24 protein-coding genes and 1 tRNA gene are annotated in these 26,677 nt (G+C 61.5%); 12 read left to right on the forward strand and 13 right to left on the reverse strand.

All coding sequences use genetic code 11. The features are described 5' to 3' along the window. Positions 1-18: 18 nt before the first annotated feature. Entirely contained in the window at positions 19-1,212 is a 1,194-nt protein-coding gene (locus FJ490_RS31500; protein ID WP_140729633.1) for an IS91 family transposase, read from the forward strand. Positions 1,213-1,805: 593 nt separating this feature from the next. Here FJ490_RS31500 and FJ490_RS31510 read toward each other — a convergent pair. From FJ490_RS31510 to FJ490_RS31530, 5 genes are all read right to left on the reverse strand, one after another. Further along, positions 1,806-2,963, reverse strand: a complete 1,158-nt coding sequence (locus FJ490_RS31510; protein WP_140729629.1) for an IS110 family transposase — start codon at positions 2,961-2,963, stop codon at positions 1,806-1,808. Positions 2,964-3,183: 220 nt separating this feature from the next. Continuing rightward, on the reverse strand, positions 3,184-3,690 hold the full coding sequence (locus FJ490_RS31515) for a hypothetical protein (protein ID WP_140729628.1): 507 nt from the start codon (positions 3,688-3,690) through the stop codon (positions 3,184-3,186). Continuing rightward, on the reverse strand, positions 3,687-4,181 hold the full coding sequence (locus FJ490_RS31520) for a TspO/MBR family protein (protein WP_140729627.1): 495 nt from the start codon (positions 4,179-4,181) through the stop codon (positions 3,687-3,689). The genes FJ490_RS31515 and FJ490_RS31520 overlap by 4 nt, the downstream gene beginning before the upstream one ends. 50 nt (positions 4,182-4,231) lie before the next feature. After that, positions 4,232-4,456, reverse strand: a complete 225-nt coding sequence (locus FJ490_RS31525) for a DUF378 domain-containing protein (RefSeq protein WP_140729626.1) — start codon at positions 4,454-4,456, stop codon at positions 4,232-4,234. Positions 4,457-4,483: 27 nt separating this feature from the next. Further along, on the reverse strand, positions 4,484-4,963 hold the full coding sequence (locus tag FJ490_RS31530) for a fasciclin domain-containing protein (protein WP_140729625.1): 480 nt from the start codon (positions 4,961-4,963) through the stop codon (positions 4,484-4,486). Between the two features lie 167 nt (positions 4,964-5,130). Here FJ490_RS31530 and FJ490_RS31535 point away from each other — a divergent pair, with 167 nt between their 5' ends. Next, positions 5,131-5,757: an XRE family transcriptional regulator gene (locus FJ490_RS31535; protein ID WP_140729624.1), complete on the forward strand. Its 627-nt coding sequence runs from the start codon at positions 5,131-5,133 to the stop codon at positions 5,755-5,757. On the opposite strand, the gene FJ490_RS31540 is transcribed toward FJ490_RS31535, so the two are convergent. The 4 genes from FJ490_RS31540 to FJ490_RS31555 form a co-directional block, all read right to left on the reverse strand. After that, complete coding sequence (locus FJ490_RS31540) at positions 5,732-6,811, reverse strand: histidine kinase dimerization/phosphoacceptor domain -containing protein (protein WP_140729623.1); 1,080 nt, start codon at positions 6,809-6,811, stop codon at positions 5,732-5,734. The genes FJ490_RS31535 and FJ490_RS31540 overlap by 26 nt on opposite strands. Positions 6,812-6,906: 95 nt before the next feature. After that, complete coding sequence (locus FJ490_RS31545; RefSeq protein ID WP_140729622.1) at positions 6,907-7,950, reverse strand: sensor histidine kinase; 1,044 nt, start codon at positions 7,948-7,950, stop codon at positions 6,907-6,909. Then, entirely contained in the window at positions 7,947-9,434 is a 1,488-nt protein-coding gene (locus tag FJ490_RS31550; protein WP_140729621.1) for an ATPase domain-containing protein, read from the reverse strand. The genes FJ490_RS31545 and FJ490_RS31550 overlap by 4 nt, the downstream gene beginning before the upstream one ends. A 364-nt stretch (positions 9,435-9,798) precedes the next feature. Next, positions 9,799-10,020 carry a helix-turn-helix transcriptional regulator gene (locus FJ490_RS31555; RefSeq protein WP_140729632.1) on the reverse strand — a complete coding sequence of 74 codons (222 nt, stop codon included), beginning with the start codon at positions 10,018-10,020 and terminating at the stop codon, positions 9,799-9,801. Positions 10,021-10,131: 111 nt separating this feature from the next. On the opposite strand from FJ490_RS31555, the gene FJ490_RS31560 reads away from it, so the two are divergent. Then, on the forward strand, positions 10,132-10,671 hold the full coding sequence (locus tag FJ490_RS31560) for a hypothetical protein (protein ID WP_224680549.1): 540 nt from the start codon (positions 10,132-10,134) through the stop codon (positions 10,669-10,671). A 77-nt stretch (positions 10,672-10,748) separates the two neighbouring features. On the opposite strand, the gene FJ490_RS31565 is transcribed toward FJ490_RS31560, so the two are convergent. From FJ490_RS31565 to FJ490_RS31575, 3 genes are all read right to left on the reverse strand, one after another. Then, entirely contained in the window at positions 10,749-11,936 is a 1,188-nt protein-coding gene (locus FJ490_RS31565) for an integrase arm-type DNA-binding domain-containing protein (protein WP_140729620.1), read from the reverse strand. 161 nt (positions 11,937-12,097) lie between these two features. Continuing rightward, positions 12,098-12,173 (reverse strand) — tRNA-Phe (locus FJ490_RS31570). Between the two features lie 172 nt (positions 12,174-12,345). Continuing rightward, a complete protein-coding gene (locus FJ490_RS31575) occupies positions 12,346-13,218 on the reverse strand; it encodes a helix-turn-helix domain-containing protein (protein WP_140501013.1) in 873 nt (290 codons plus the stop codon). A 104-nt stretch (positions 13,219-13,322) separates the two neighbouring features. Between FJ490_RS31575 and FJ490_RS31580 the strand changes: the two genes are divergently transcribed. From FJ490_RS31580 to FJ490_RS31600, 5 genes are all read left to right on the forward strand, one after another. Then, positions 13,323-14,594: an extracellular solute-binding protein gene (locus tag FJ490_RS31580; protein WP_140658424.1), complete on the forward strand. Its 1,272-nt coding sequence runs from the start codon at positions 13,323-13,325 to the stop codon at positions 14,592-14,594. 160 nt (positions 14,595-14,754) lie between these two features. Then, the gene (locus FJ490_RS31585) at positions 14,755-15,615 is read left to right on the forward strand and encodes a sugar ABC transporter permease (protein ID WP_140525552.1); all 861 of its coding nucleotides are present in this window, start codon (positions 14,755-14,757) and stop codon (positions 15,613-15,615) included. Next, the gene (locus FJ490_RS31590) at positions 15,612-16,448 is read left to right on the forward strand and encodes a carbohydrate ABC transporter permease (RefSeq protein ID WP_140513329.1); all 837 of its coding nucleotides are present in this window, start codon (positions 15,612-15,614) and stop codon (positions 16,446-16,448) included. Before FJ490_RS31585 ends, FJ490_RS31590 begins: the two co-directional genes overlap by 4 nt. Positions 16,449-16,456: 8 nt before the next feature. Continuing rightward, positions 16,457-17,536, forward strand: coding sequence for a sn-glycerol-3-phosphate ABC transporter ATP-binding protein UgpC (ugpC, locus tag FJ490_RS31595; protein WP_140525553.1), 1,080 nt, complete (start codon positions 16,457-16,459; stop codon positions 17,534-17,536). Positions 17,537-17,572: 36 nt separating this feature from the next. Continuing rightward, positions 17,573-19,600: an aldo/keto reductase gene (locus tag FJ490_RS31600; RefSeq protein ID WP_140658426.1), complete on the forward strand. Its 2,028-nt coding sequence runs from the start codon at positions 17,573-17,575 to the stop codon at positions 19,598-19,600. A gap of 37 nt (positions 19,601-19,637) precedes the next feature. Here FJ490_RS31600 and FJ490_RS31605 read toward each other — a convergent pair whose 3' ends face one another. After that, complete coding sequence (locus FJ490_RS31605; RefSeq protein ID WP_140525583.1) at positions 19,638-20,513, reverse strand: AraC family transcriptional regulator; 876 nt, start codon at positions 20,511-20,513, stop codon at positions 19,638-19,640. 244 nt (positions 20,514-20,757) lie between these two features. Between FJ490_RS31605 and FJ490_RS31610 the strand changes: the two genes are divergently transcribed. The 4 genes from FJ490_RS31610 (at position 20,758) to FJ490_RS31625 (ending at position 26,671) form a co-directional block, all read left to right on the forward strand. Further along, positions 20,758-22,224: an alpha-glucosidase/alpha-galactosidase gene (locus FJ490_RS31610; RefSeq protein WP_140728596.1), complete on the forward strand. Its 1,467-nt coding sequence runs from the start codon at positions 20,758-20,760 to the stop codon at positions 22,222-22,224. Between the two features lie 109 nt (positions 22,225-22,333). Then, positions 22,334-24,415, forward strand: coding sequence for an ABC transporter substrate-binding protein (locus FJ490_RS31615; RefSeq protein ID WP_140728597.1), 2,082 nt, complete (start codon positions 22,334-22,336; stop codon positions 24,413-24,415). Between the two features lie 111 nt (positions 24,416-24,526). Beyond that, positions 24,527-25,534 (forward strand): ABC transporter permease, encoded by a 1,008-nt coding sequence (locus FJ490_RS31620; protein WP_140513339.1) that lies wholly within the window; start codon positions 24,527-24,529, stop codon positions 25,532-25,534. Continuing rightward, on the forward strand, positions 25,535-26,671 hold the full coding sequence (locus tag FJ490_RS31625; protein WP_140501031.1) for an ABC transporter permease: 1,137 nt from the start codon (positions 25,535-25,537) through the stop codon (positions 26,669-26,671). The last annotated feature ends 6 nt before the right edge of the window (positions 26,672-26,677 follow it).

Consider the following 26,677-nt stretch of genomic DNA (forward strand, 5'->3'; position numbering starts at 1 on the left):
CTCGCCCGACGGCTGAGCGTGCGCGCCTCGATTGAGGTTGCCGACATCTTCCGCACTGCCGGGCCCGCCTACCGGGCTGCCCATGCAGGTCACCTGAGCCTCGCCCAGCTCAAGGTCATGTCGGCGATCGAGTATTGCCGCACCGCGGCCCTTGGCGGTCACGTCGAGGCTTGCGAGGACTGCGGCCAATGGCGCGTCGCCTACAACTCCTGCCGCAACCGGCACTGTCCGAAGTGCCAGGGTGCCGCGGCGCGGACATGGTTGGCCGAGCGCGAGGCCGACCTGCTGCCGGTCGGCTACTTCCACGTTGTCTTCACCCTGCCCGCCGAGGTCGCCGACATCGCCTTCCAAAACAAGGCGGCGGTCTACGACCTGCTGTTCAAGGCGGCATCGGAGACGATGCTGACGATCGCGGCAGATCCGAAGCATCTCGGCGCGCGCATCGGCATCACCGCGGTGCTCCATACCTGGGGCTCGGCGATGACACACCATCCGCACGTGCACATGATCGTGCCGGGCGGTGGCATCTCGCCGGACGGAAGCCGGTGGATATCGTCGCGTCCGGCCTTCCTGCTGCCGGTGCGCGTGCTCGGCAAGCTGTTCCGCCGCCTGTTCCTCTCCCGGTTGGTCGCGCTGCACGACGCAGGACGGCTCGCCTTCTTCGGATCGATGGCGCACCTGTCCGTGCGGCAGGCATTCGTGCGGCACCTGTCGCCGGTCCGCAAGAAGCGCTGGGTCGTGTACGCCAAGGCGCCGTTCGCGGGACCGGAAGCGGTGCTCGCCTACCTGTCGCGCTACACGCACCGGGTCGCGATCTCGAACCGGCGCCTCATCCGTTTCGACGAGGACGGCGTCACCTTCCGCTACAAGGACTACCGCCGCGACGGCGCCGATCGGCAGCAGGTCATGACGCTCGCCACCGACGAGTTCATCCGCCGATTCCTGCTCCACATCCTGCCACGTGGCTTCCACCGCATCCGGCACTACGGCCTGCTCGCCGGCTCTGCTCGCAAAACCAGCCTCGCACGCGCCCGCGAACTGCTGAACGTCGCTGCGCCGTCGGAGGACGACAACTCAGTAGAACCGACTGACTTCCGTCCGCCATGCCGGTGCTGCGGCGGAAGCATGATCATCATCGAGACGTTCGAACGGTGGCGACAGCCGCGCGGACCGCCGGACACCACGGCGACGAACCGGGAGAACTCTCCATGACCAGGCATGGCATGCTCCAGCCTTCAGCCGCAGGCACTCAGCCTCCGGCAACGGACCCACGCGTGTCCATGGTGATCAACGACCCCGACAGGGCCGCACCCAACCGCGTGCCGGGTCGGCAATACCGCGCGGAAGCGCAACGAAGCGGGCCGTTCGCATCAAACCCGGCGCTTCCCCGCGGCGATTGCGCCATCGCCGACATCCGCCGCAAATCGAAATCTCCATAGCAGTCACCTGTGGCTCGCGGGTTCCTTCTTCGGAGACTTTCGTACGCCTGCCGGCGCCCGAAACTCTTATATGGGGATGGTCAACTACAAACGGCATCACGTCGACATTGTTGTACCTCCGGGGCAATCCGTAGATCCATTCGATGAGTCCGTTTGCGTGACGCGGTTCGCGAACGAACCCAGTCCACCTTATATTCGGTCAGGGCGCATGCACCTGTTCCATAATCCCGCTTGCGGCGGATTCGGACCCAAGAGACGAAACCATTCTTCAGCGGCGGCTGTTTGAGGCCATGAGTTTCGTCGGTTCGTCTACCGAGGATCTGCCAGGCCTGATCGGTCCTGGAGATTGTTATGGTCGATTGGCGTCTACGCTGATGGTTTCGTCAGGAGAGCTCCTTCTATGACGACGCCGGCGTTCACGTATTTCCACAGCGCAACAAGCAGTTTCCGAGCGAGGGCGATGATCGCCGTCTTCTTGTACCGGCCACCATTTTGGGTGACTCGCGCCCTGAACCACTGACTGAGCGCGGAATTGGGTTGATGGCGCACCCACAGCCACGCAACCTGGACAAGTGTCGACCGGAGCCTGGGATTGCCGGACTTCGAGACTCCCTGCTCGCAATTAATCTGCCCACTTTGCCAGGGCGTTGGCACCAAACCAGCGTAGGCGGCAACCTGTCGTCGATTGTCGAACTTGCGCGATAATCCCTCGGACCACAGGACGGCCGCGAACTCAGGACCAATTCCTTTGAGGCTGAGCAGCAAGGCCGGTGTTGGCACATCTGCCGCGACGAGCATGGCGTCGCGGGCCTCTTCAACATCCTTGATCTGCTGGATCAGCAACTCAATGCGATCAAGTTCGCGGCTGATCTGCGCCTTGAGTGCTGGCGGCAGTGGACGCCCATCTCCGGTAATGAGCGCGTCGAGGCGTTTGCGTCGATCTTCTTTCAGTGGTTCGTATCCGGATACACCTTGGCTGAACAAAAGGCCCTTTATCCTGTTGACGTGCCTGATCCGCTCGTTCGTCAGCGCCTTCCGCTCCCGCACCAACCGGCGACGGTCTTCCTCCTCCGGCGTTGGCACTCGCAACATCGCGCAAACCCGAGGCTCGCCGCGGTTGTAGGCCAACAACGCTCGAACCAGTGCTTCCCCGTCAATCCTGTCGGTCTTGGCCCGCCGGCGGCGACGCGATGTGGCAATGGATGCCGGGTCCACGACATAACTCTCGATGCCTTCGCGTTCGAGGACACGATGTATCCAGAATCCATCCAGACCAGCTTCCTGGATTGATATGACCCGGAAGCTCTGCCCAGTCCGCACTTCCGCCTTTCGTTGCAGCTCTGCGACGTGATCGAGCAAACCCGGAATGTCGCCCCCAGACACGAGGTGTCTCGACATTCTCTCGCCCCCACCTGGCGAAAGCGAAGTCACGAGCCATTTTGAACGAGACAGTTCTAACGAGACAAATATTGCGGCAAGATCGACGCGGATAGCGGCCGGGGCTTTGGTGGTGTTGGCTTGCATGCTGACCTCCAGGTGATGTTTGGCAACTTCACTCTGGCAGAGCGCGGGTCGCCTTCCATCCCGATAGGATCTTCACGTAAGCCGTCGGTCGGCTTCCGGTGCAGAGTATCAAGATAGCGGATGTGTATCTGACCTCTTCTCCGGCGGCGCACCAGCAGGTTTGGCGCTAAACACGGGCTCGCGTTGAGTTAACGCACACCATCGATGTCGCCACGACCTTTTACATCAGTCGACTGTCGTACGCCCAGTGCAACAAGGCCTGGCGCTGGCGCGGGCGGCACCAGACATCGCCGGGCTCGCACGCGCGGCGAAGCTGGGCGATGTGGCGGCGAAGGGCCTTCCAGCGGCCGATCTGCCGCTCGTCCTCGCCCGGCATCCGCCGGCCCGCATAGTAGCGGCAGTACCACTGGAACCAGCCGCGCGGATCGTCTGGATGTATCCAGCCCTTGGCCCGCCAGACGCTGAGCGGCTGGCTGGCGTCGACGCCGAAGTAGTTGAGCGACGGATCCTTGCGTTCCGACAGGCGGGCCTCGGCGAACCAGCTTGCGGGAAATTCACCGCAGCAGTCGGTCATGTATTTACCGCCAAAGACGCCGAGCGCCAGCATTTCGGGCGGCGTCAGGTCGGGCCTGAAATCGGGATGGAAGTCGCGCCCGGCCGGCGCGGCCATAGCGTAGCGGTAGCCCTGCTGCATGCGGTCGTTGACCTCGATCCAGCGGGGCTTCATCGAACCTCCTGCGCGGCGGAGGTCGCGCGGTTGCGCCGCCAGATGGAGAAGGTGAGAGCCGACGCGAAGCTCACCCAGGCAAGGTAGGGAACCAGCAGCCAGGCCGCGGCAGCGCTGACGGGATGAAACAGCACGATCGTGGCGACGATCGAGCCCCACAGCATCGCGATCTCCACCAGCGCCAGGTCCGGCCGCCGCAGTCCGAAGAAGAGCGGCGTCCAGGCCGCGTTGAGCAGGAGCTGCAATGCAAAAACGGCGAGCGGCAGGGCTGCGCCTTCGATGCCGGCCGCTCGCCAGACCAGCCAGCCCGACACGGCAATCGACGCGTAGAGCATCGTCCAGACCGGCGCGAACAGCCAGTCAGGCGGCCGCCATCGCGGCTTGTCGAGCTGTTTATACCAGACGCCCGGCCGAAAGATCGCGCCAGTCGCTGCCGCGCCGAAGCTCGCGGCGCCGAAGGCGATCATCATGAGCATGGAGGATGCGTCCATATGGAAAAGGTGGAGGGAGCCGCCTGCCTGTCAAGCGGCCCCTCCACAGGCTAGTGGTTCCGCTCCGCTGCGAGTTCACCCGAACCGATAACGGCAAACAGCGGCACGATCTGCCAGGCCGCCGAGAGCCCGGCCAGGATGTAGACGACCCTTGAGGGCATCGAGCCCGCGCCGAAGATCGCGGCCACGAGGTCGAAGTCGAACAGTCCGACCAGGCCCCAGTTCAGCCCGCCCACGATGACCAGGACGGGCGTCAGTATGTTGATGAACTTCATGGTCTTCCCCAGAGTTGGAGGTGAACCTCAGCCTGCAGGCGGCAGGAGCACCGTGTCGATGATATGGATGACACCGTTCGATGCCGCGACGTCGGCTGTGGTGACGGTGGCGCCGTTCACCTTGACTGATCCGCCGGCGGCTTCGACGTCGATCATCTTGCCGTTTACGGACTTGGCTTCATCGAGGCCCGCCACATCCGCGGCCATCACCTTTCCGGCGACCACGTGGTAGGTCAGGATGTCTTTGAGCTGCTGCTTGTTCTCCGGCTTCAGCAAATTCTCCACCGTGCCGGCGGGCAGCTTGGCGAAGGCTTCGTCGGTGGGAGCGAAGACGGTGAACGGACCGGCTCCCTTCAGCGTGTCGACGAGCCCTGCGGCTGTCAGCGCGGCCGCGAGCGTTTTGAACTGGCCAGCCTCAACGGCGGTGTCCACGATGTCCTTGCCCGAGGCGAGCGCGCTGACGCTGGTGGCCAGCGCGAACGCCGCGGCCAATATCGAAATCTTCATAATCATAACCTTGCTCCTGTTTTGTGACCGTGCCGATGCGAATGCACCTCTTTCTTTTGGGGAGAAATCATTTTCTCACCAGTAAAATCTTCGTTACAGTAGATTATATTATCTTGTGAAGAAAATCCGGCTGGAATAGTTTCGCAGGACGAAAAGGAGTTTGCGGATTGCTGTCCGATACCATCACCAACGAGCTCCAGCGATACGGCGTCGGCCCGCGCATCAGGGCGTTGCGGCTGCGGAAAAAACTCGGGCTGGTGCAGCTTGCCGCCCATACCGGGCTCTCCACAGCCATGCTGTCGAAGATCGAGCGCGGGCAGATGTTTCCGACGCTGCCGACGCTGGTCCGGATCGCCATGGTTTTCGGCGTCGGGCTCGATCACTTCTTCACCGCCGACAAGGAGAAGCCGCTGGTCGCTGTGGTGCGCAAGAAGGAGCGTCTCAGGCTTCCCAGCCCGCCCGACGAGGAGACGCCCGCCTATTTTTTCGAGAGCCTGGACTATCCTGTGGCCGACCGCCGCATGGAGGCGTTTTATGCCGAGTTTCCCGCCGGCGCGCCGCCCTCGCCGACGCACAGCCACGGCAACGCGGAGTTCATCTACCTGCTGTCCGGCCGCCTGGCGGTCGATGTCGACGGCGAGGTGACGTTGCTCGACGCCGGCGACGCCATGTATTTCGATTCGAGCGTTCCCCACAGCTACCGGCGCGAGGGCGAGGGCGCCTGCACCGGCCTGGTGGTGACAACACCCGGAGCACCAGAAAGCAGTGTCAGCTTGCGGCAGCCGACCTTTTAAAAGTTATGGTGACCTTCATTCCCTCTCTTGGACTTGAGCGGACGTCGAACTGCGCCTTTGCATTCTCAGTCAGAGAGCGTGCAATCAGTGCCCCGAGCTTGCCCGGCTTGGGCCACGTTTCCCCCTCCGGAAGGCCCACCCCATCATCGGCGATAACGACACGACATCCGTCGCCGTTGACGATGCTGTGCAGCGTTATGGTCCCACCGTCGCGTCCTACGAACGCATGTTTGAGCGAGTTGGTTAAAAGCTCATTCACGACGAGCCCAGTTGGCATGGCAACGTCAATGGAAACCGGATAGGTGTCGACCTTCATATTCAAGCGAATACCCTCGACAGCATGAGAGGCCATAACCGCGGAGGCGATCTGGCTTAGATACACGCCGAGATCGACTTCGTCCCTCTGCTCTTCAGCTGCAAGCGCCTGGTACAGGATTGCCAGCGCATCCACTCGGCCCGCTAGCCTTTCGAAACGTTTTTGATCCGAGACCGTCGCGTTGCGGGTCTCCATGCGGATCAAGGCGGTTATCATCTGAAGATTGTTTTTGACACGGTGCTGGAGTTCACGCAGCAGAGTATCCTTTTGGTGGACGCGCACTTCTGCCAATCCGTCGTCAGCTTCTCCGTGGGCTGTTACATCGACCAGCGCCACCAAGCGAAAGCAGATCTTGCCGTTGTCGTCCTCAATGAGGTTTGAGTAGACGTCTACAAGCGGTGGCTTCTCGGAGGCCCGCTCCAGCCGGAAAGTGCCGACAAAATCGGTTCCTTCAACAACTGCGTGCGCCAGCGATCGATCCTTCTGGTGGCGAAGGCCCGTCCCCACAAGTGCCCCCCAGTTCTCTCGCGTGAGAGAAGCCGCTTCGAGGCCTGACAGCTTCTCGAACTCCGGGTTGGCGTAGACGACGCGCTCGCTGACCGTCAGATCCGAGACGGCGATGGCAATCGGCACCTGGTCGAGAAACTTCTTGAACTGTTCGCTTTCCAAGGCAGTGGCGAGATCAGGTGTCTCAAGCAATTTTTCGACTGCTTCGGCATCTTCTGAATCTGAAGTCATGCGGGAGACCTTGCGCTGGTGGCAGGGTTCTCAATATCAGCGATGGGCCAAGCCCGCTACCACCAATGCCATCTGCCTACTTCCCTTACGTTTGGTCAGGAGTACGAAGGAACCAGCCTCGTGTCTCTCAACGGCAGAGCCATCGTGAAAACCAAGCCTGCGGGGCGATAGTCTAATTTGACTTTGGCATCACATTGAACAGTGAGAACCTTTTCGATCAACGTGGTGCCAAAACCTCGTCGCTTGGGCGGTTGGACTGTCGGCCCGTCGTGTTCATGCCAGCCAAGGTTGACGACGCGCGTGTCGGCCGATCTTGCAACCGACCAATGCACATCGAGGCGCCCGTTGGGTCGCGAGAGCGCACCAAATTTCGCGGAGTTGGAGGCAAGTTCATGAAAAGCCATGCCGACCGGAATGGCTATATCAGCCACTAGAAACACGTTAGGCCCTGCGACCATGATGCGAGGTTTGTTCTGGTTCTCGTAGTGTCGAAGTTCCCCTTCCAGCATCTGCTGCAGCGATGCCGTTTGCCAATAGTCGTCGGTGAGCAGGGAATGAGTGTCGGCCAACGACACAATTCTGGCCGAAAAGTCGCTGACGAACTCCTCGACTGTACCGCTCGACTTGGCTGTAGCTCCCATCATCGCGCGGACATTTGACAGAGTGTTTTTAACCCGGTGGTGTAGTTCCCGAATAAGCAGATTCTGCCGGGCTGCGACCTCCTCTTTCTCCTCGATATATTTCTTGACCTCCAGCTGGCGCGATCGGGCTCGCAGTGCCGAACGGACGGAATTGGCAAGGCTCGATGCCAGGAAGGGTCTCTCCAATACGATCAGATACCGGTCGAGAAAGGACAGCCTCTTGTCGAACTCCGTTCCGCGCATTGTCAACAAAACGACAGGAAAATCCGACCATCCAGGCTGATTTTCCAACCACGCGGCGAACTCGTTCCGATCAGAGTTGATAAGAGCCTCTTCGGCAACGACAAGGCAATGAGAGTGCTCGAGGAGCGGAAGTGCTTCGGCCAAGGTAGGACAAATGTGCGAATGGATTTGGTGCCGCGACAGGATGGAGACAGCGATTTGTGCGTCCCGTCCCACGGGCGCGAGAACAAGCACTTGATACGTAGAGGGCACTATGATGACTTGTCGTTAAGGAGGTCGCCTTGCTTGCCCTCAAAGACTGGCGCGCCCGTCAAAATACCTCTGAAATCTGCCAGCGGCTCTCCGACCGTTACGCCTGCCCCACCAATTCTGAACTCTCGAATGGTATCCTCGTGAGGTCCAACACGCTTCTTTACCACTGAGATGGCGCGCCTTAGGCGACCGCCGCTTTCGAAAAACCTCAGCAGCATGACCGAATCGCAGAGGTACGTCATATCGATAGGTGCGGACATTTGGCCAATCAGACCATGATTGGCCAGAAGCAAGATGGTGACCACCGCCTTCTGATTAAGATAGGTCAGGATCTCATGCATCTGCAGCACGAGGTGCTGCTCCTCAGACATGGCATTGAGGTAGCCAGTCAGACTGTCGATAACGACGATCCGGACATCTGACCGTTCCACGGCCGACCGAATCCGTGACGACAATTCACCGGGCGAAAGCTCCGCTGGGTCGACTTGCTCGAGCAAAAGCATCCCACCGTCTGCGAAGGCCTCGAAATCCATGCCGAGGCCGGCAGCCCTAGCCAGGAAGATATGCTTTGTCTCGTCAAACAGGAGTACCAGCACGCGTTCGCCGCGCGCCATGGCTGCATGACAATAGGTACAAGCGATTGTCGATTTGCCAACGCCAGACGGGCCCATCAGCAATGTGCTTGTGCCACGTTCCAAACCCCCGCCGACCAAAGTATCGAGCGAGCTTTCGCTGGTCACGGGCGTTCCCGTCTTGGCCACATCGTGCTCTGACGCCACCAGGCGAGGAAATACAAACACGCCGCCCGATCTGATAACAAAATCGTGGAATCCGCCCCTTATCTGAACGCCGCGCATTTTAATCACGCGAAGCCGGCGCCGCTCTCCACCATAAACAGGCGATAACTGCTCCATTCGGATCACAGCGTGGCTGATCGAATGCAGATTGAGGTCGTCATGCCCGGCAGTCAGGTCATCAAGAAGGAGCACGGTGACGTTGTTCAGCAAGAAGAAGCTTTTAAGCGCAAGAACCTGGCGTCGATAACGCAGCGACCCCTGTGACAGAAGGCGGATTTCTGAAAGGGAATCGAATATTACCCGGTCCGGTCGCATCCGGTCGATTTCGGCTAGGGCCAATTTGATTGTTTCCCCCAACTCTAGATCGGAGGAATGTACCAACGTCTGCAGCTGAGACGGATCCAGGCTGAGCTCAGGGGGGACCAATTCGAGCACTTCGATGCCATTCAGATCCCAACCATGCCGGCTGGCCACGGAGAACAATTCGCGCTTGCTTTCGGAGAGTGTAATATAAAGGCACTTTTCGCCGTTCCGGGCTCCCTCAATCAGGAACTGTAAACCGACCGTTGTTTTACCCGACCCAGGCCTTCCTTCCACAAGGTGAGAACGAAATCTGGCGTATCCTCCGCGAAGAACGTAATCGAGGCCTTCCACCCCAGAAGAGATCGGTGACGCATCATCTCTGTCCACAATGACCCCTGTCGTGGTTGCGCGGACAATGTAACGGTCGAGTTTTTTTATGGTTCCGTTGCTCAGTAGATCAGACGGCTTTGGCGCGCGTGAAACCCTCCTCCAGTTGGAGCAACCGGTCGTGCGGGCATCTGTAGAGGTGCGCACGCAATGTCCGCTTTCAAGCAGCGGCCAGCCGAATGTAAATGTCCGGCATTAAGGCGCGAAGCCGCTATTCGGCATGAGCGAACCAACGGCTGTTCTTGGATCGCACATCTCCATCTTCGACCAACCAACATGAGCCCCAAGCCGACGCGCACCGCCGCCCGCTCGCTACGGTGTTGCTTAAAGGTGCGCTCGCATGCGGCTATGCGCGCGCCTTACCTCAACGCTCCTTCTTTGATGTGCGGATTAGGGCTTCCGGTTCCATCCCGAGGGCGTCCGCAATGCGGCCGAGAACCGTGACACTGGCAGACACACTAGCGCGTTCAATCGCTCCAATGTAGCGCGCGCTCAGACCTGATCGCTCGGCCAGTTCCTCTTGCGTTAAACGTCGGCTGCTTCTGGCCCGCCGTAAATTGATCGCCAAGGTTTCCTTGAGGTCCATCCCAAGAGATAACTCGGGAATGGAACGATCATTCCAGGAACGATAGTTCCTATTCGTCATTCAGCATGCTATGGAGGGAAACCCCGTCGTCAACGCAAATGGTCATCCGAAATGAATGGTTTTCGCCGAATTGCAGTCTCTAACGGCAGCTCTCCCGATCCCGCTTTGAATTTGTGGACCGACTGGCATCGCGCCCGGCACGTGTCGCTGGTGCTGCGTCGGGTGCAGCAGCGGCTGGAGACGCAAATGATGGTCAATCCCGGAATTCCGGTATTGACCGCTGGAGAACCGAAAACGCATCGAACTTCGGTGGCCGCGTCAGAGGATGGATCGGAATATGCGGTGGTTCGCGAGGCCGAGGTGTTTGCGATGACCGAGGCGCTCCGATTTCAGGATGCGATCCCCAACGTCGCGGCTCAATCTCTCGCGGGTATCGTGGCAAAACTGGAAATGATTGTTGGCGCCGACCGGGACATTGGCGACCCGACGGATTTCCCATGGCCGCACATCGCGTCCGTTCTGCGCGACCTGAAGGCGATTGCAGGCGATCTGCCGGCCTACCGGTTAAACCGGGCTGCTACCCGTGCGGATGTGGCGCGGCATCGGAAAGAAGCAACCAAGCTCATCGCGGCCTTGGAGGCGCACGGTTGAACGGCTCAAGTACCTATATCGGCAGCGATCAACGCCAGCACGGAAAACAGCAATCCGATCATGGAATGTGTTTAAGACTAATGGTTCGCCTTTAGCGCGTCTAGCAGATCTCCCCACTCCTGCATCAGCGTCACCCGCTGCTTCCAATAGGTCGCGCGGTTGTAGGTCCGCCGGATGGCGTTCTTGTCTTGGTGCGCCAGGACCGCCTCAATTACGTCTGGATCGCAATTGCGGGCGTTGAGGATCGTGCTTGCAGTCACCCGGAAACCATGGGCCGTCACTTCGTCCTTTCCGTAGCCCATACGCCGCAGCGCGGCATTCATCGCGTTCTCGGAAAGCGGCCGCTTGGTGGAGCGGATCGAAGGAAAGACCAAGCCCCCGTCCTCCGAGAGCTGCCAGACCTCTTCCAAGACCAAAAGCGCCTGTTTGGACAGTGGCACGTCGTGCGGAGCACGCATCTTCATTCGCTCGGCGGGAATATGCCAGACGGCCTTCTTTCGGTCGAACTCGTCACGTGTGGCGCCCCGTATCTCACCGGGACGAACACAGGTGAGGGCGAGGAACTGGAGGGCAGCTTTGATGGTCGGCCAGCCGTCGTACTCATCAATCGTCAAGAGGAGCTGGGCAAATTTCTTTTCATCTACGATCGCAGCACGACCATTGACTTTCGGCGGCTGGAGAGCACCCCGGAGGTGTAGGGTCGGATCAGCCTCTGCCCGTAAGGTGACAATGGCCAGCCGGAAGACGCTGCCAATCACGCCGCGCAAACGCCGCGCCGTCTCCCGTCGACCACTCTTTTCGATCTTCTGGAGGAGCTGGAAAATTTCGGCCGCAGTGATCTCTTTGATGGGACGCTTGGCGAGCGGACTGGCCAGATCCTCAAGGAGCCATTTGGTTTTGGTAACGGTGGCCGCCGCAGCGTCTCGTTCCTTCATCCGCGTGACGTACTCCTCGGCGATCAGGCCGAAGGTCGTGCGCGCTTCGGTGATGGCTGCAGTTTTCTCCTCCTTGCGTTTAGCGGAGGGATTGATGCCGGCGATCAGCAGTCTCTTGGCATCGTCGCGTTTTCCTCTCGCGTCGAGAAGCGACACCAACGGGTATTTTCCAAAGGAGAGGATGTTTTCCTTCTCCAGGTAGCGATACCGCAATTGCCAAAGTTTGGAGCCGTTGTTCCGGACGAGGAGATAAAGCCCGTCGCCATCAGCAAGACGATACGGCTTGTCTTTGGGCTTAGCGTTCTTGCAGGCGAAGTCGGAGAGAGACATGGGTAACGGACCTCCCGGGTAGTGGGTAACGCCCAAATCGTTACCCACAAACCGATGCGTTGCAACGGTACGCGGTGGGTCACCATAAACCGCCAAAATAGGCTAAGTCATTGAATTATATTGGCTTGTGAGACGTCGTGAGAAGCGGTGGGAAAGTGAAATGGTGCCCAGAGGCGGATTCGAACCACCGACACGCGGATTTTCAGTCCGCTGCTCTACCAACTGAGCTATCTGGGCCTGTTCCGGCTAACGAAAACTCGCGCTCCGGATTTCATGGAAGCGCCGTGGGCGTCCCCTTGAAAGCGCGTGGGTTATAGCATGGGAATCCGGCCTGTCCAGCGCCCAGATGTGGATTTCCGGCAGGAAAAGAAATGCCGCCCGATGCGCTGGTTTCCGCGCCACGCCGCCGCTATCTGGCGCCCGCCAATCCCTTGCGAAAATCCGTAGGTGTCATGCCGGCGAGCTTCCGGAATGACTTGTTGAAGGCGCTGAGCGAACCGAAGCCCGAATCCATCGCGACCCTGAGCACATTGGCATCCTGGTGCATGAGCAGCGCCTGCGCATAGCTCAGCCGCAACAGGTTGACATATTCGTTGAGTGTCATGCCGGTCGATTTCTTGAAGATGCTCATGGCGTATTTGGGATGGAGGTCGGCGGCCGCCGCTATGTTCATGCAATCGATGTCGTAGAGGAAGTTCTCGGCGATGAAATCGCACATGCGCCCGACATTGCGCGACGACTGCTGGTCGAACGGACTGCCCGCTTCCTGTCCGGCCGCATTTTCCGGCACCAGCCTGTACGGCTCGAACCGCACCCGCTCGAGCCGCAGCAACAGTTCGTTGACGGCGTGCTCCGCCCTGGCCGGGTCGCCGGAGCGGGCGTAGCGGTTCCAGCGGTCGAAATTATCGTTGTCGGACTGATCGGTAGCGCTGGTCACCAGCGTGGCACCCGTCATCAGCCGGTGACGTATGTCAGCCGGCAGATGCAGCCGGAAGAAATGCACCAGCGGCAGATGCGCGCCGGCATAGATGGCGTCGTCGCTCAAATCGTCCATCTGGTGCGGCAGTCCGCCCCAGAACAGACACATCTCACCGGCCGAAAGCGAGATTTCGTGGTCGTTCATGCGGTAATGCACGCTGCCGCGCACGATGAAGTTCACCTCGACCTGCGCATGCCAATGCGGCTTGAGCATCACCAGGGGAGCGGTGTGGAACATCTGCAACAGCAGCGGCATTCCTTCCACGCTGCTGGCGCCAGGCTGGTAAAACGGCCGGTCCGGCATCTTACTTTCCGCCAATTTCGTATTCCCTTTGTCGGGGACAAGCCTTCCGCGCCGCATAGTCTAGCCCGGCTCGCAGAGAGAGCAAATGAAATGGGAGGATTTCAATGCGCATCACACTGTCCTGCGCCGCGCTCGCGCTTGCCTTGGGTTCAGCCCCGGCCTTCGCGCAATCGGGCGAAATCACCATCTGGAGCTGGAACATCGCCGCCTCGTCGCTGAAGGCGACGATTGCCGGCTTCAACAAGCGGCATCCTGACATCAAGGTCACCGTCCAGGATCTCGGCAACCAGCCGACCTATGACAAGTCGATCGCCGGATGTGCCGCCGGCGGCGTCGGCCTGCCTGACGTCGTCACCATCGAGAACGGCGAGGCCGAGAATTACTGGAGCCAGTTTCCCGATTGCTTTGTCGACCTGCACACGCTGGGCTACAGCGCCGAGGACCAGGCGAAATTCCCCGATTTCAAGCGCACCGAGCTCGAAGTCGGCGACAAGGCCTATGCAATGCCGTGGGATTCCGGCCCTGTCGCCGCCTTCTACCGCCGCGACTTCTACGAAAAGGCCGGCGTCGATCCGGCGTCGATCAAGACCTGGGACGATTTCATTGCCGCCGGCAAGAAGATCCAGGCCGCCAATCCCGGCGTCACCATGACCAACGCCGACTTCAACGGCGACACCGAATTCTTCCGCATGATCTCCAATGAACAGGGCTGCGGCTATTTCTCCGAGGATGGCCAGTCGATCACGGTGAACCAGCCGAAATGCATCGATACGCTGGCCAAGATCAAGGAGATGAAGGACGCCGGCGTCATCTCGTCGGCCGACTGGGGCACAAAGATCACCAACAACACCGCCGGCACCGTCGCCACCCAGGTCTATGGCGGTTGGTATGAAGGCACAATCCGCACCGAATCGGCCGGCGAAAACGGCAAATGGGGCGTCTACCTGATGCCGAGCCTTACCGCCGACGGGCCACGCGCCGCCAATCTCGGCGGGTCGTCGCTGGCCATCACTTCCGGGTCGAAGAACAAGGAAGCGGCTTACGAGTACCTGAAATACACGCTCGAAACCAATGAGGGCCAGATCACCATGCTGAAGGAGTTCGGCCTCGTTCCCTCGCTGGTGTCGGCGCTGAACGACCCCTACGTGTCTGAAGGCCTGCCCTATTGGGGCGGCCAGGCGGTGTGGAAGGACATCCTCGCCACTCTGCCCAAGATCGTCCCCAGCCGCGGCACGCAGTTCCAGAGCGATGCCGAAATCATCATGCGCGCGGTGCAGACCAAATATCTCGCCGGCGGCTATCCCGATGCCAAGGCGGCACTCGACGATGCCGCCGGCCAGATCGCGGCGGCGACCGGGCTGCCGGTCAAGTCATAACCTCCCAGACGGGGTCCGGGCAGGCATGCGCCGCCCGGACCCGACCGCGGCCCGCGGGGCTTCCTCGCGGGACGTGTGAAATGTCGCATGTCCCGACCAACCGGTTGCCGCTGCGCGCGGGACCACAGCTTGAAACGCCGACGAGAGAAGGAGGAGCACGATGCGCAACCGCAACGCCACGGCCTATCGTTTCCTCGCGCCCTATTTGCTGATCTTCTCCGTCTTCTGGGTATGGCCGATCATCTCTTCGTTCCTGATCTCGTTCCAGGCGACGCGCACCGTGCCATGGCGCTTTGCACCCGGCTTCAACTGGGGCCGGCTGATCGGCGATCCGGCCTTCTTCAATGCGCTGAAGAACACGCTGCTCATCCTCGTCATCCAGGTGCCCGTGATGATCGCGTTGGCGATGGTGATGGCCGTGCTTTTGAATTCGCCGCTCCTGAGGGCGAGGGGACTTTACCGCTTTGCCTTCTTCGCTCCCGTGGTGGTCGGCGAGGTCGCCTACTCCGCGGTGTTCCGGCTGATGTTCAACCTCGATTTCGGCATCATCAACAAGCTCCTGAACAGCGTCGGGCTGCCAAAGATCGACTGGTTCTCCAATGTCACCCCGGCCATGGCGCTGATCATGATCGCGGTCACCTGGCGCTGGGCCGGCTACAACGCCATCATCCTTCTGGCCGGCATGCAGTCCATCCCCGAGGACGTCTACGAGGCGGCGACGCTCGACCGGGTCAGCAAGCTCAAGCAGTTCTTCTTCATCACCTTGCCGCTGTTGAAGCCGGTCATCGTGTTCTGCACCGTGCTGTCGATCATCGGCACCATGCAGCTGTTCACCGAGCCGTTCCTGATCACCGAACGCGGCGGACCTGGCGGCGGCACCGAGACGCTCGGCCTGCTGCTCTATCGCCAGGGCTTCCGGTCGCTCAATTTCGGCTACGCCTCGGCCGTCGCCTACACCATGGCGGGGCTGGCGATCGCCATCACGCTGGTGCAACTGTGGCTGACGAGGGAACCGAAATGAGCTCGCTCGCCTCGGCCAGGCTGAAGCGCAGCCTTTTGCTGCATCTCTTTCTCACGCCACTGGCGCTGATCTGGCTGTTTCCGCTGTGGATGATGGTCGTGTTCTCGACCATGCCGGACAACGGCATCTTCAGCCCCGGCATCGAGTTGCTGCCGCATGGCAATTTCGTGGACAATTTCAACAACCTGCAGCGCGACACCGACTTTGTCGGCGCGATTTTCATCTCCGTCTCGGTGGCGGTCACCTACACTTTTCTGTCGGTGCTGCTGACGTCGATGGCCGGCTGGGCGCTGGCGCGTTACCGGTTCGTCGGCAAGGGCTTGGTCGTCGCCATCATCCTGGGCACCATCACGCTTCCCTATGCGGTGGTGCTGATCCCGCAATTCATCATGGTGGCGCGCGATTTCAAGCTCGCCAATACCTGGGTGGCGTTGATCGTGCCGCCGCTGTTCAATTCGCTGGGCGTGCTGTTCATGCGCCAGAGCTTTTCCATGATGCCCGATGACCTGTTCGATGCCGCCCGCGTCGAAGGCGTGAAGGAGTGGCGCATCTTCGTCTTCATCGCGCTGCCGCTGGCGCGGCCGATGCTGGCCGCCCTTTGCATCATCCTGTTCCTGGCGTCCTGGAACAATTATCTCTGGCCGCTTTTGATCAACAGCCAGCCCGGCGCGATGACCGCACCGGTGGCGCTCGGCACGCTGATCGGCCTCACCAAAGTGTCGTGGGGCGGCATCATGGCGGGCGCGGTAATGCTGACGGTGCCGATGCTGATCGTGTTCGTGCTGCTGCAACGCCATTTCATTGCCGGCATCGCCGCCGGCGCGGTCAAGTAAGGGTAGGCATGGCAACCGTCACGCTCACGAATGTCGTCAAGCGCTTCGGCGTTTTCGAGGTCGTCCATGGCGCCAACATCGACATCAGGGATGGCGAGTTCGTCGTGTTCGTCGGCCCGTCTGGCTGCGGCAAGTCCACGCTGCTCAGGATGATCGCCGGACTGGAGGATATCAGCGATGGCGAGATCGCCATTGGCGGCAAGGTGGTGAACGACGTCGAGCCGGCCGACCGCGGCATCGCCATGGTCTTCCAGTCCTACGCGCTCTATCCGCATATGAGCGTCGAACAGAACCTTTCCTTCGGCCTGCGTATGACCGGCAATCCGAAGGCCGACACCGACCGCAGGGTGAAACGGGCGGCCGAGATCCTGCGCATCAGCGAATTGATGGAGCGCCGTCCGAAGAAACTCTCCGGCGGCCAGCGCCAGCGCGTTGCCATCGGCCGCGCCATCGTGCGCGAGCCGCAGGTGTTCCTGTTCGACGAGCCGCTGTCCAACCTCGACGCCGAACTGCGCGTCCAGATGCGGGTCGAGATCTCGCGCCTGCACAAGGAGCTCGGCACCACCATGGTCTATGTCACGCACGACCAGACCGAGGCGATGACGCTCGCCGACCGGATCGTCGTGCTGCGCGGCGGCCATGTCGAGCAGATCGGCCGCCCGCTCGATCTTTATGACAATCCCGACAATCAGTTCGTGGCCGGTTTCGTCGGCTCGCCGAAGATGAATTTCATCAAGGGCCGCGTCGTCGGCTGCGATGCGCGCGGCGTCGTGGTGGAACTCGCTGGCCAGGAGAAGACCCGCATCACGCAGCCGTTGAAGGGCGCCGCGTCCGCAATCGGCAGCAAGGTCATCGTTGGCGTGCGACCCGAACATTTTGGCAGCGCCGGAGAAGGCGACGCCGATCTTGCCGTCACCATCGATGTGGTCGAGCACCTGGGCGGTACGAGCTTTCTCTACGCCAGAACGGCCAATGGCGAGGACGTGGTGATCCAGCGCGACGCGGCCAAGGTCCCCGAGACATCAGAGATCATCGTATCCATCCGCAAATCCTACCTGTTCGACGAAAAAGGGCTGCGGCTGCGCTGATCGGCTGCCCTTTCCCATCCCGCAAGGAGAATGACAATGACTGCAACCACGCCCATCCGCTGGGGCATTCTCGGCCCGGGCAGCATCGCCAAGGCCTTCGCCGGCGGCGTCGCCGGCTCCCGCAACGGAAAGCTGGTCGCCATCGGTGCGCGCGATCCGGGCAAGCCGAGTTTGGCGCAGAGCTTTCCCGGCGCGCGCATTCTCGAGGGCTACGAAGCATTGCTCACTGACGCGGAAATCGACGCGATCTACATTTCGGTCCCGCACCCGGGCCACGCGCAATGGGCGATCCGGGCGGCGGACGCGGGAAAGCATGTGCTGTGCGAAAAGCCGCTGGCGCTGACCGCCTTCGAGGCCGACGCCATGATGCATGCGGCGCGCAAGGCCGGCACCTTTCTCGGCGAGGCCTTCATGTACCGGCTGCACCCGCAGACGCTGAAGCTGGTGGAACTGATCAAATCCAGCGTCATCGGCGAGATCAGGATGATCAAGTCGAGCTTCGGTTTTGCCATGCCTGATTTCATGCCGCAGCACCGGCTTTATGCCAACGACCTCGCCGGCGGTGGCATCCTGGACGTCGGCGGCTATCCCGTCTCGATGGCGCGGCTGATTGCCGGCGCCGCGGCCGGCAAGCCGTTCCTCGAGCCGGACAAGGTGACCGGCGTTGCCCATCTTGGCCAGTCCGGCGTCGACGAATGGGCCTCCGCGCTGCTGCATTTCCCGGGCGGCATCGTCGCCGAGGTCTCCTGCAGCATCTCCCTCAACCAGGACAATGTGCTCAGGATTTTCGGCACCAGGGGCCGCATCGAAGTGCCGGATTTCTGGTTCGCCGGCGGCGACCGCGATGTCGGCCTCGGCCGGATCGATGTGATCGGCGCGGACGACGTGCGCGAAACCATCAGCGTGAACGAAAAGCGTCACGTCTATTCCTTCGAAGTCGACGCCGCCGGGGACGCCATCCTTGCCGGCCGGCAGGAGTTCGCCTGGCCGGGCATGGCCTGGGCCGACAGCCTCGGCACCTTGCGCGTGCTCGACAGATGGCGCGCGGCTGTGGGGCTGGAGTACGAGATCGAAAAGGCCTCGCGACGCACCAACACCATCGCCGACCGGCCCTTGCGATCCGGCGGCACGGCGATCGCCAAACGCGCCATTCCGGGCCTGTCGAAGCCGGCCTCGATCGTGGCGCTCGGTTTCGAGGATTTCCGCACCTTCTCCTCGGGTTCGATCCTGCTCGATGCCTTCTTCGAGGCTGGCGGCAATCTGTTCGACACCGGCTATGTCTATGGCGGCGGCTACACCGAGACGCTGCTTGGGCAATGGCTGAAGAACCGTGGCGTTCGCGAGCAGTCGGTGGTCATCGCCAAGGGGGCACATTCGCCGCTTTGCTATCCCGACGTGATCGGCAAGCAGCTCGTCCAGTCGCTCGACCGCCTGCAAACCGACCATGTCGATATCTATTTCATGCATCGCGACAATCCGGACGTGCCCGTCGGCGAGTTCGTCGATGCGATGGACCGCGAGGTCAAGGCAGGCCGCATCCGTGGCCCGTTCGGCGGCTCGAACTGGACGATGCAGCGCATGGACGAGGCGATCGCCTATGCCGAGCGCACCGGCAAGCAAAAGCCCGGCGCGCTCTCCAACAACTTCTCGCTGGCCGAAATGCTGGAGCCGATCTGGGCCGGTTGCGTGACCTCCTCCACCGATGACTGGAAAGCCTGGCTGACCGCCCGGCAGATGCCGAATTTCGCCTGGTCGAGCCAAGGGCGCGGCTTCTTCACCGAACGCGCCGGGCGCGACCGGCGCGACAATGAAGAGCTGGTGCGGGTCTGGTACTCGGAGCGCAATTTCGGCCGCCGCGACCGGGCGATCGAACTTGCCGCGCGGCTGGGCAAGAGCCCGATCCATATTGCGCTCGCCTATGTGCTCAACCAGCCTTTCCCATCGGTGCCGTTGATCGGCCCGCGCACGCTGGGCGAACTGGACGACAGCTTGCGCGCCCTCGACATCGCGCTTTCACCTGCCGATCTCCAATGGCTGGACGGCGGCAGCCGGCAAGCGGCGTAGTGCATGTCGTCCAAGGCTGCGCTGGACGGCGACGGGGTCAGGTCTCGTCGTCGGACACCCTGATGTCGCGCCTGGCCGGAACCCTCATGCTGGCATACATGCCGGTGGTGCGGAACTGGCCCGGGCTAATGCCGTAACAGCGGCGGAAGACCTTCGAGAAATAGTTCGCGTCCTCGAAGCCGCACAGGATGGCGACTTCCTTCACGGGCAGGAAATCAGCCTTGGTCAAAAGCTTGGCGGCGCGTTGCAGCCGCTGCTGCAGCACGAACTCCGCGGGCGGGATGCCTTCGCTCTCGGCGAAGCAGCGCGAGAAGTGCGCCCGACTGAGGCCGCTGATCGCCACGAGGTCCGCTACCGGCAGCGGCCTGTCGAGATTGGCGTTGATGTGGTCGATGACCGGCTGCATGGCGCTCTGCTTCTCGGCAAAGGCATGTGAGCCGAAGACATCGTCGTAGAGCGCCATCGCCGCCTCGTAGGCGATCGCCGAAGCCGCCCCCGGCGCAGCGGCCCCGTTGATGAGACGCAGGCTGCAATCGGCGAGGTGATCGATCGTCTCCGGCTGCAGCCGGAACACGGGACCCGAGACGTCGAGGATCGATTTGTGGATGCGCAGCGCCTCCTCGCCATTCATCGAGATCCAGAAATATTCCCAGCGCTCGTCCTTGGCCAGCCAGTAACGATGGTTGTGCGGCACCAGCACCAGCAGCGTGTCGTTCTGCTGCAGGCGATAGTCGCGGTTCTCATAGCGAAGCCGGCCGCTTCCGTTGATCGTGTGCTGGAGCACGGTGAATGGCGTCTGGCCGCGCTTGCGCCCGTCCCAATCATAGATTTCGCCTTCGCGCACTTCGTAGCCGGTGCTCGTCGGCATGGCATGCAGGCGCTGGCGACCGCGCGGCAGCGAGATCGTGCGCATCGACTGTCCGTTGGCGATCAGATCCCGCAGCACAAAATTACCCTTGAAAGCATAATCCTTCTCTGGCCGCGCTCGCGAATAAGCGCATAATCCATCCCCGAAGAACGTGAAGAACCCGCGGTCGAGGAGCGGGCGGGAGGAGAAAAGCCGGAATTCGGCTCGATTGGCACGTGCGCCTTGGCGTGTGGCCATATCCTCCCTTGCTGCTCCTTGCCTAGCATCCGATCGGATCGAGGTGAAGGTGATGAGTTTCAAAATCGCTATTATCGGCGCCGGCAGCGTCGGCTTCACCAAGAAACTGTTCACCGACATACTGTGCGTGCCGGAATTCAAGGGTATCGAATTCGCGCTGACCGATGTCAGCGAGCACAATCTCCAGATGATCAAGGCGATCCTCGACCGGATCGTCGAGGCCAACAAATTGCCGACCAAGGTGACGGCGACGACAGACCGCCGCAAGGCGCTCGAGGGCGCTCGTTATGTCATCAGCTGTGTGCGGGTCGGTGGCCTCGAAGCCTATGCCGACGATATCAGGATCCCCTTGAAATACGGCATCGACCAATGCGTCGGCGACACGATCTGCGCCGGCGGCATCCTCTATGGCCAGCGCAACATCCCGGTGATCCTCGATTTCTGCAAGGATATACGCGAGGTCGCCGAGACCGATGCGAAATTCCTCAACTATGCCAACCCGATGGCGATGAACACCTGGGCGGCGATCGAGTACGGCAAGGTCGACACGGTCGGGCTGTGCCACGGCGTCCAGCACGGCGCCGAGCAGATCGCCGAGGTGCTGGGCGCGAAGTCGCCTCGGGAGCTCGACTATGTCTGTTCCGGCATAAACCACCAGACCTGGTTCATCGAGTTGCGCCTGAACGGTCGCGAAATCGGCAAGGACGAGCTGGTCGCCGCCTTCGAGGCGCATCCGGTCTATTCCAGGCAGGAGAAACTGCGCATAGACGTGTTGAAGCGCTTCGGCGTTTATTCGACCGAAAGCAACGGCCACCTGTCCGAATACCTTCCCTGGTATCGCAAGCGCCCGGACGAGATCACCCGCTGGATCGACATGTCCGACTGGATCCATGGCGAGACGGGCGGATATCTCCGTTATTCCACCGAGACCCGCAACTGGTTCGAGACGGAATATCCGCAATTCCTCGAAGCGGCGGCGAAGCCGATCGATCCGTCAAAGCGCTCCAACGAGCATGCCAGCCACATCTTGGAAGCGCTGGAGACCAACCGCGTCTATCGCGGCCATTTCAACGTCAAGAATGACGGTGTCATCACCAATTTGCCGCAGGACGCCATCGTCGAATCGCCCGGCTTCGTCGACCGCTTCGGCATCAACATGGCGGCCGGCATCACTTTGCCGGAAGCATGTGCCGCGACCTGCATATCCTCGATCAATGTCCAGCGCATGTCGGTGCATGCTGCCATATCCGGCGACATCGACCTGCTCAAGCTTGCCGTGCTGCATGACCCGCTGGTTGGCGCGGTGTCGACGCCGGAGGAGGTCTGGCAGATGGTCGACGAAATGGTCGTCGCCCAAGCGGCCTGGCTGCCGCAATTTGCGCATGCGGTTCCGGCGGCAAAAGAGCGGCTGTCCAGATCCAGGGTCAAGACCCGCGAATGGGCGGGCGCCGCGCGGCGCAGCGTCCGCTCGATCGAGGAATTGCGCGCCGAGAAGGCCGCGCTGAAGCAGGCTGGCTGAAAACAGGGTGCGACGGCGGATCCACGGGAGGTAGGTCCACCGCAGTCAGCCACCCAGGCACAAGACGAGCAGCAGCAAAATAAAACGTCCGAACACGAGGGAGGAGACAATGAGGAACCTACGCAGCATTGGCATGGTCGCGGGACTGGCGCTGAGCGTCTCCGTCCCGGCGCTCAACGCTTTCGCCTCCGAGCCGACGGTCCCGCCGGTACCGGCGGCGTTTCCGGCCGAAGGCAAGATCACCTATGTGCCGCGCGACTCCATTCTGGAGTTCAAGGCGCTGCCGGACTATCACGAGCCGGACTGGGTGACCGAGAAATACGTCAAGGCCGGCAAGCTGCCACCGGTGAAAGACAGGCTGCCGAAGGAGCCCTTGGTTTTCAAGACGGGCAACATGCCTGATGGCATCGGCGTCTACGGCGATACGATGCGCCACGTTATCGGCGGGCGGCCGGAAGGCTGGAACTACGGCGCCGGTCAGACGCAGGGATGGGGCGGTATCGATATCGGCCTGTCCGAATGCCTGACGCGCACCGCGCCGCTGTTCCAGGTCGAGGCCAAGGACACCGAACCGCTGCCCAACCTCGCCAAAAGCTGGGACTGGTCGGCGGATGGCCACAAGCTCACCATGCACCTCGTCGAGGGTGCCAAATGGTCCGACGGCGCGCCCTTCAACTCAGACGACGTCATGTTCTACTGGGACGACGAGGTTGTCGACCCGAACGTCTCGCCGCTCAACGGCGCCACCCAGGAAACCTTCGGCGTCGGCACCACGCTGAAGAAGATCGACGACTACACCGTCGAGTGGACCTTCAAGGAGGCCTTCCCGAAACAGTATCTCTACGCGATGGCCTACGGCACCTTCTGCCCCGGCCCCGCGCACATATTGAAGCCGCAACATCCGAAATACTCGAAGAACACCTACGACCAGTTCAAGAACGCCTTCCCGCCGGAATATATGAACATGCCGGTCATGGGCGCCTGGGTGCCGGTTGAATACCGGCCGGACGACATCATCGTCATGCGCCGCAATCCCTATTATTGGAAGGTCGACGAGAAGGGCAATCAACTGCCCTACCTCAACGAGTTGCATTACAAGCTGTCCACCTGGGCTGACCGTGATGTTCAGGCGGTGGCCGGCTCGGGCGACTTCTCCAATCTGGAGCAGCCGGAGAACTTCGTCGCCTCGCTGAAGCGGGCCGCGGAGGCGAATGCGCCTGCACGCCTGGCATTCGGCCCACGGCTGATCGGCTACAATCTGCGCCTCAACTTTTCCGCCAATGGCTGGGGCAACCCGGACGAGCGCGGCCAGGCGATCCGCGAGCTGAACCGCAATGAGGATTTCCGCAAGGCGGTTACCATGGCGCTCGACCGCAAGGCGCTGGGCAACTCCCTGGTCAAGGGGCCGTTCACCGCCATCTACCCCGGCGGCTTGTCCTCCGGCACCAGCTTCTATGACCGCAAGTCGACGGTCTACTATCCCTTCGACCTCGAGGGCGCCAAGGCCGAACTCGCCAAGGCCGGACTCAAGGATACCGATGGCGACGGTTTCGTGAACTTCCCGGCCGGCACGGCCGGCGGCAAGAATGTCGAGATCGTCATGCTGGTCAACAATGACTACGGCACCGACAAGAGCCTCGCCGAAGGCGTTGTCGCCCAGATGGAGAAACTCGGGCTGCGGATCGTGCTCAACGGTCTCAACGGCACGCAGCGCGATGCCTCGCAATATTCCGGGCGCTTCGACTGGCTGATCCGGCGCAACGACCAGGAGTTGACCTCCGTCGTGCAGAACACCGTGCAGCTCGCTCCCGTCGGCCCCAAGACCAGCTGGGATCACCGCGCACCTGAAAGCGGCGAGGTCGACCTGATGCCTTTCGAGAAGGACCTCGTCGACATCGTCAACAAATTTGTCACGTCTGAGGACAATGACCAGCGCGCCGCCCTGATGAGAGACTTCCAGAAGATTTCGACGGAGCACGTCTACAATGTCGGCCTGACGGAATATCCCGGTGCGCTGATCGTCAATAAGCGCTTCTCCAACGTTCCAAAGGGCACGCCGATCTACATGTTCAACTGGGCAGAGGATTCGATCATTCGAGAACGGGTCTTCGTGGCGGCCGACAAGCAGGCGAAATACGAATTGTTCCCGGAAGAGCTGCCCGGCAAGCCTGGAGACAAGGGCCCGATGTAAGTTTACCTCCCCTGACTGAGACCTCCGGCCGCGCCGCTGGCGCGGCCGGACAAAGGCAACCTCCGAACGCACCAAAAAGACGCGATCGGCAAGACGAGGAAGCGACCGTCCATGCTGCGATTTCTGCTCATGCGCATAGCGTCGGCAATCCCGGTCCTTGCCATACTGAGCCTCGTCACCTTCGCCATCATCCAGGCACCGCCCGGCGATTATGCCGACTACATCCGCTCGCAGCTGATCAACCAGGGAGGCGCCTCCTTCGCCGAAGCCGACGCGCAGGCCAACGCCTACCGGATCGAACATGGCCTCGATAAGCCGCTGCCCGTCCAGTATCTCAACTGGATCGGCGGCATCGTCACCCGCGGCGATTTCGGCTACAGCCTCTACTACAACAAGCCGGTGGCCGACGTTGTGGGCGAGCGCCTGCCGCGCACCCTCATCCTGGCGCTTGTGTGCCATCTGCTCGCCTCGGTGCTCGGCATCACCTTCGGCATATGGGCGGCGACCCGGCAATACACCTGGATCGACTCGACACTTTCGGCCATCTCCTTCCTCGGCATGACGGTGCCGCGCTTCCTGATGGCGCTGATCATCGTCTATCTCCTGGTCTTCCAGTTCAACGTCTCGGAGATAGGCAGCTTCTTCTCGCCGCAATATGGCGGCGCGCCATGGTCGTGGGCCAAGTTCCTCGATCTGGTCAAGCATGTCTGGCCGGTGGTCGCGATCGCCACCTTCGGCGGGCTCGCCTACAACATGCGCGTCATGCGCGGTAATCTGCTCGACACGCTGAACGCCCAATATGTCGAGACGGCCAAGGCCAAGGGGTTGACCGGCAGCGCCGTCGTCATGCGACACGCCGTGCCCAATGCGCTGCATCCGCTGGTCATGTATCAGGGCGTGGTGCTGCCTTACATGCTGACCGGCGAAATCGAGACGGCGATCATCTTCGCGCTGCCGACCGTCGGCCCGGCGATCGTCGGCTCGATGGCGGTCGGCGACGTCTATGTCACCGCCACTTTCATGATGGTGCTGTCGGCGACGCTGATCGTCGGCAACATCATCGCCGACATGTTGCTGGTCCTGCTCGATCCGCGCGTGCGCCAGTTCGGGGAGAGCTAGATGTTGGCCCGCGATACATCGCCACCGCCGCTGCCGGCCGAAGGACCCGTCGAGAGACCCGCGCACGGCAACGAGAGCTACACCGCGCTCGTCTGGCGCCGGCTGAAGCGCTCCTGGACCGGCATGGCGGGGTTCTGGCTCGTCGTGCTGCTGATCCTCATGGCGGTATTCGCCGAGTTCCTGGCGCCGATGGACCCGAAGGTGACCGATGTCGCCTTCGCGCCGCCGCAACTGCCTGCTTTCCACGACAGGGACGGCGATTTCGTCGCCCGGCCCAGGGTCTATGCGCTGGCGGATTCGGCGGATCTCGATCCGGTCACCTTTCAGCCCATCGTCGGTCCCGACTATGATCATCCAAGATTGCTCGGCCTTTTCGTCGAGGGCGCGCCCTACAGGCTCTTCGGGCTCATTGCGGCGAACCGGCATTTCTTCGGTTCGATGGACGGCCAGCCGGTGCATTTCCTCGGCACCGACAAGTTCGGACGCGACGTGCTCTCGCGCGCCATCCATGGCTCGCGCGTCTCGCTGATGATCGCGCTGACGGTGGTCTTCATCATCACCGTCATCGGCACTACGGTCGGCATGGCTTCCGGCTATTTCGGCGGTCGGTTCGATGTCTGGATGCAGCGCTTCGTCGAACTCGTGCTGGCCTTCCCGCAGCTGCCGCTCTATCTGGCGCTGACGACGCTGATCCCGGTCACCGCGCCCACCAACGTCTTCCTCGCCTTCGTCATCATCGTCATGTCGGCGCTGGGCTGGGCGCAGATGTCGCGCGAGGTGCGCGGCAAGACGCTGGCGCTTGCGCGCATTGAATACGTACGCGCCGCCATGGCGGTGGGCGCCACCGACCGGCGCATCATCATGCAGCACATTTTCCCCAATGTGATGAGCCATGTGATCGTCGCGGTGACGTTGGCGATCCCGACCGTTGTGCTGCTCGAATCCTTCCTCGGTTTTCTCGGCTTTGCGGTGAAGCCGCCGCTGATCTCCTGGGGGCTGATGCTGCAGGACACCGCGACCTACTCCGTCATAGGCACCTATCCGTGGATCCTGTCGCCGGTCGGCTTCGTGCTGGTCACCGTCTTTGCCTTCAACGCGCTGGGCGACGGCCTGCGCGACGCCGTCGATCCTTATTGAGGTGGC

This window comes from Mesorhizobium sp. B2-5-11, from assembly GCF_006440835.1.
GTDB lineage: Bacteria > Pseudomonadota > Alphaproteobacteria > Rhizobiales > Rhizobiaceae > Mesorhizobium.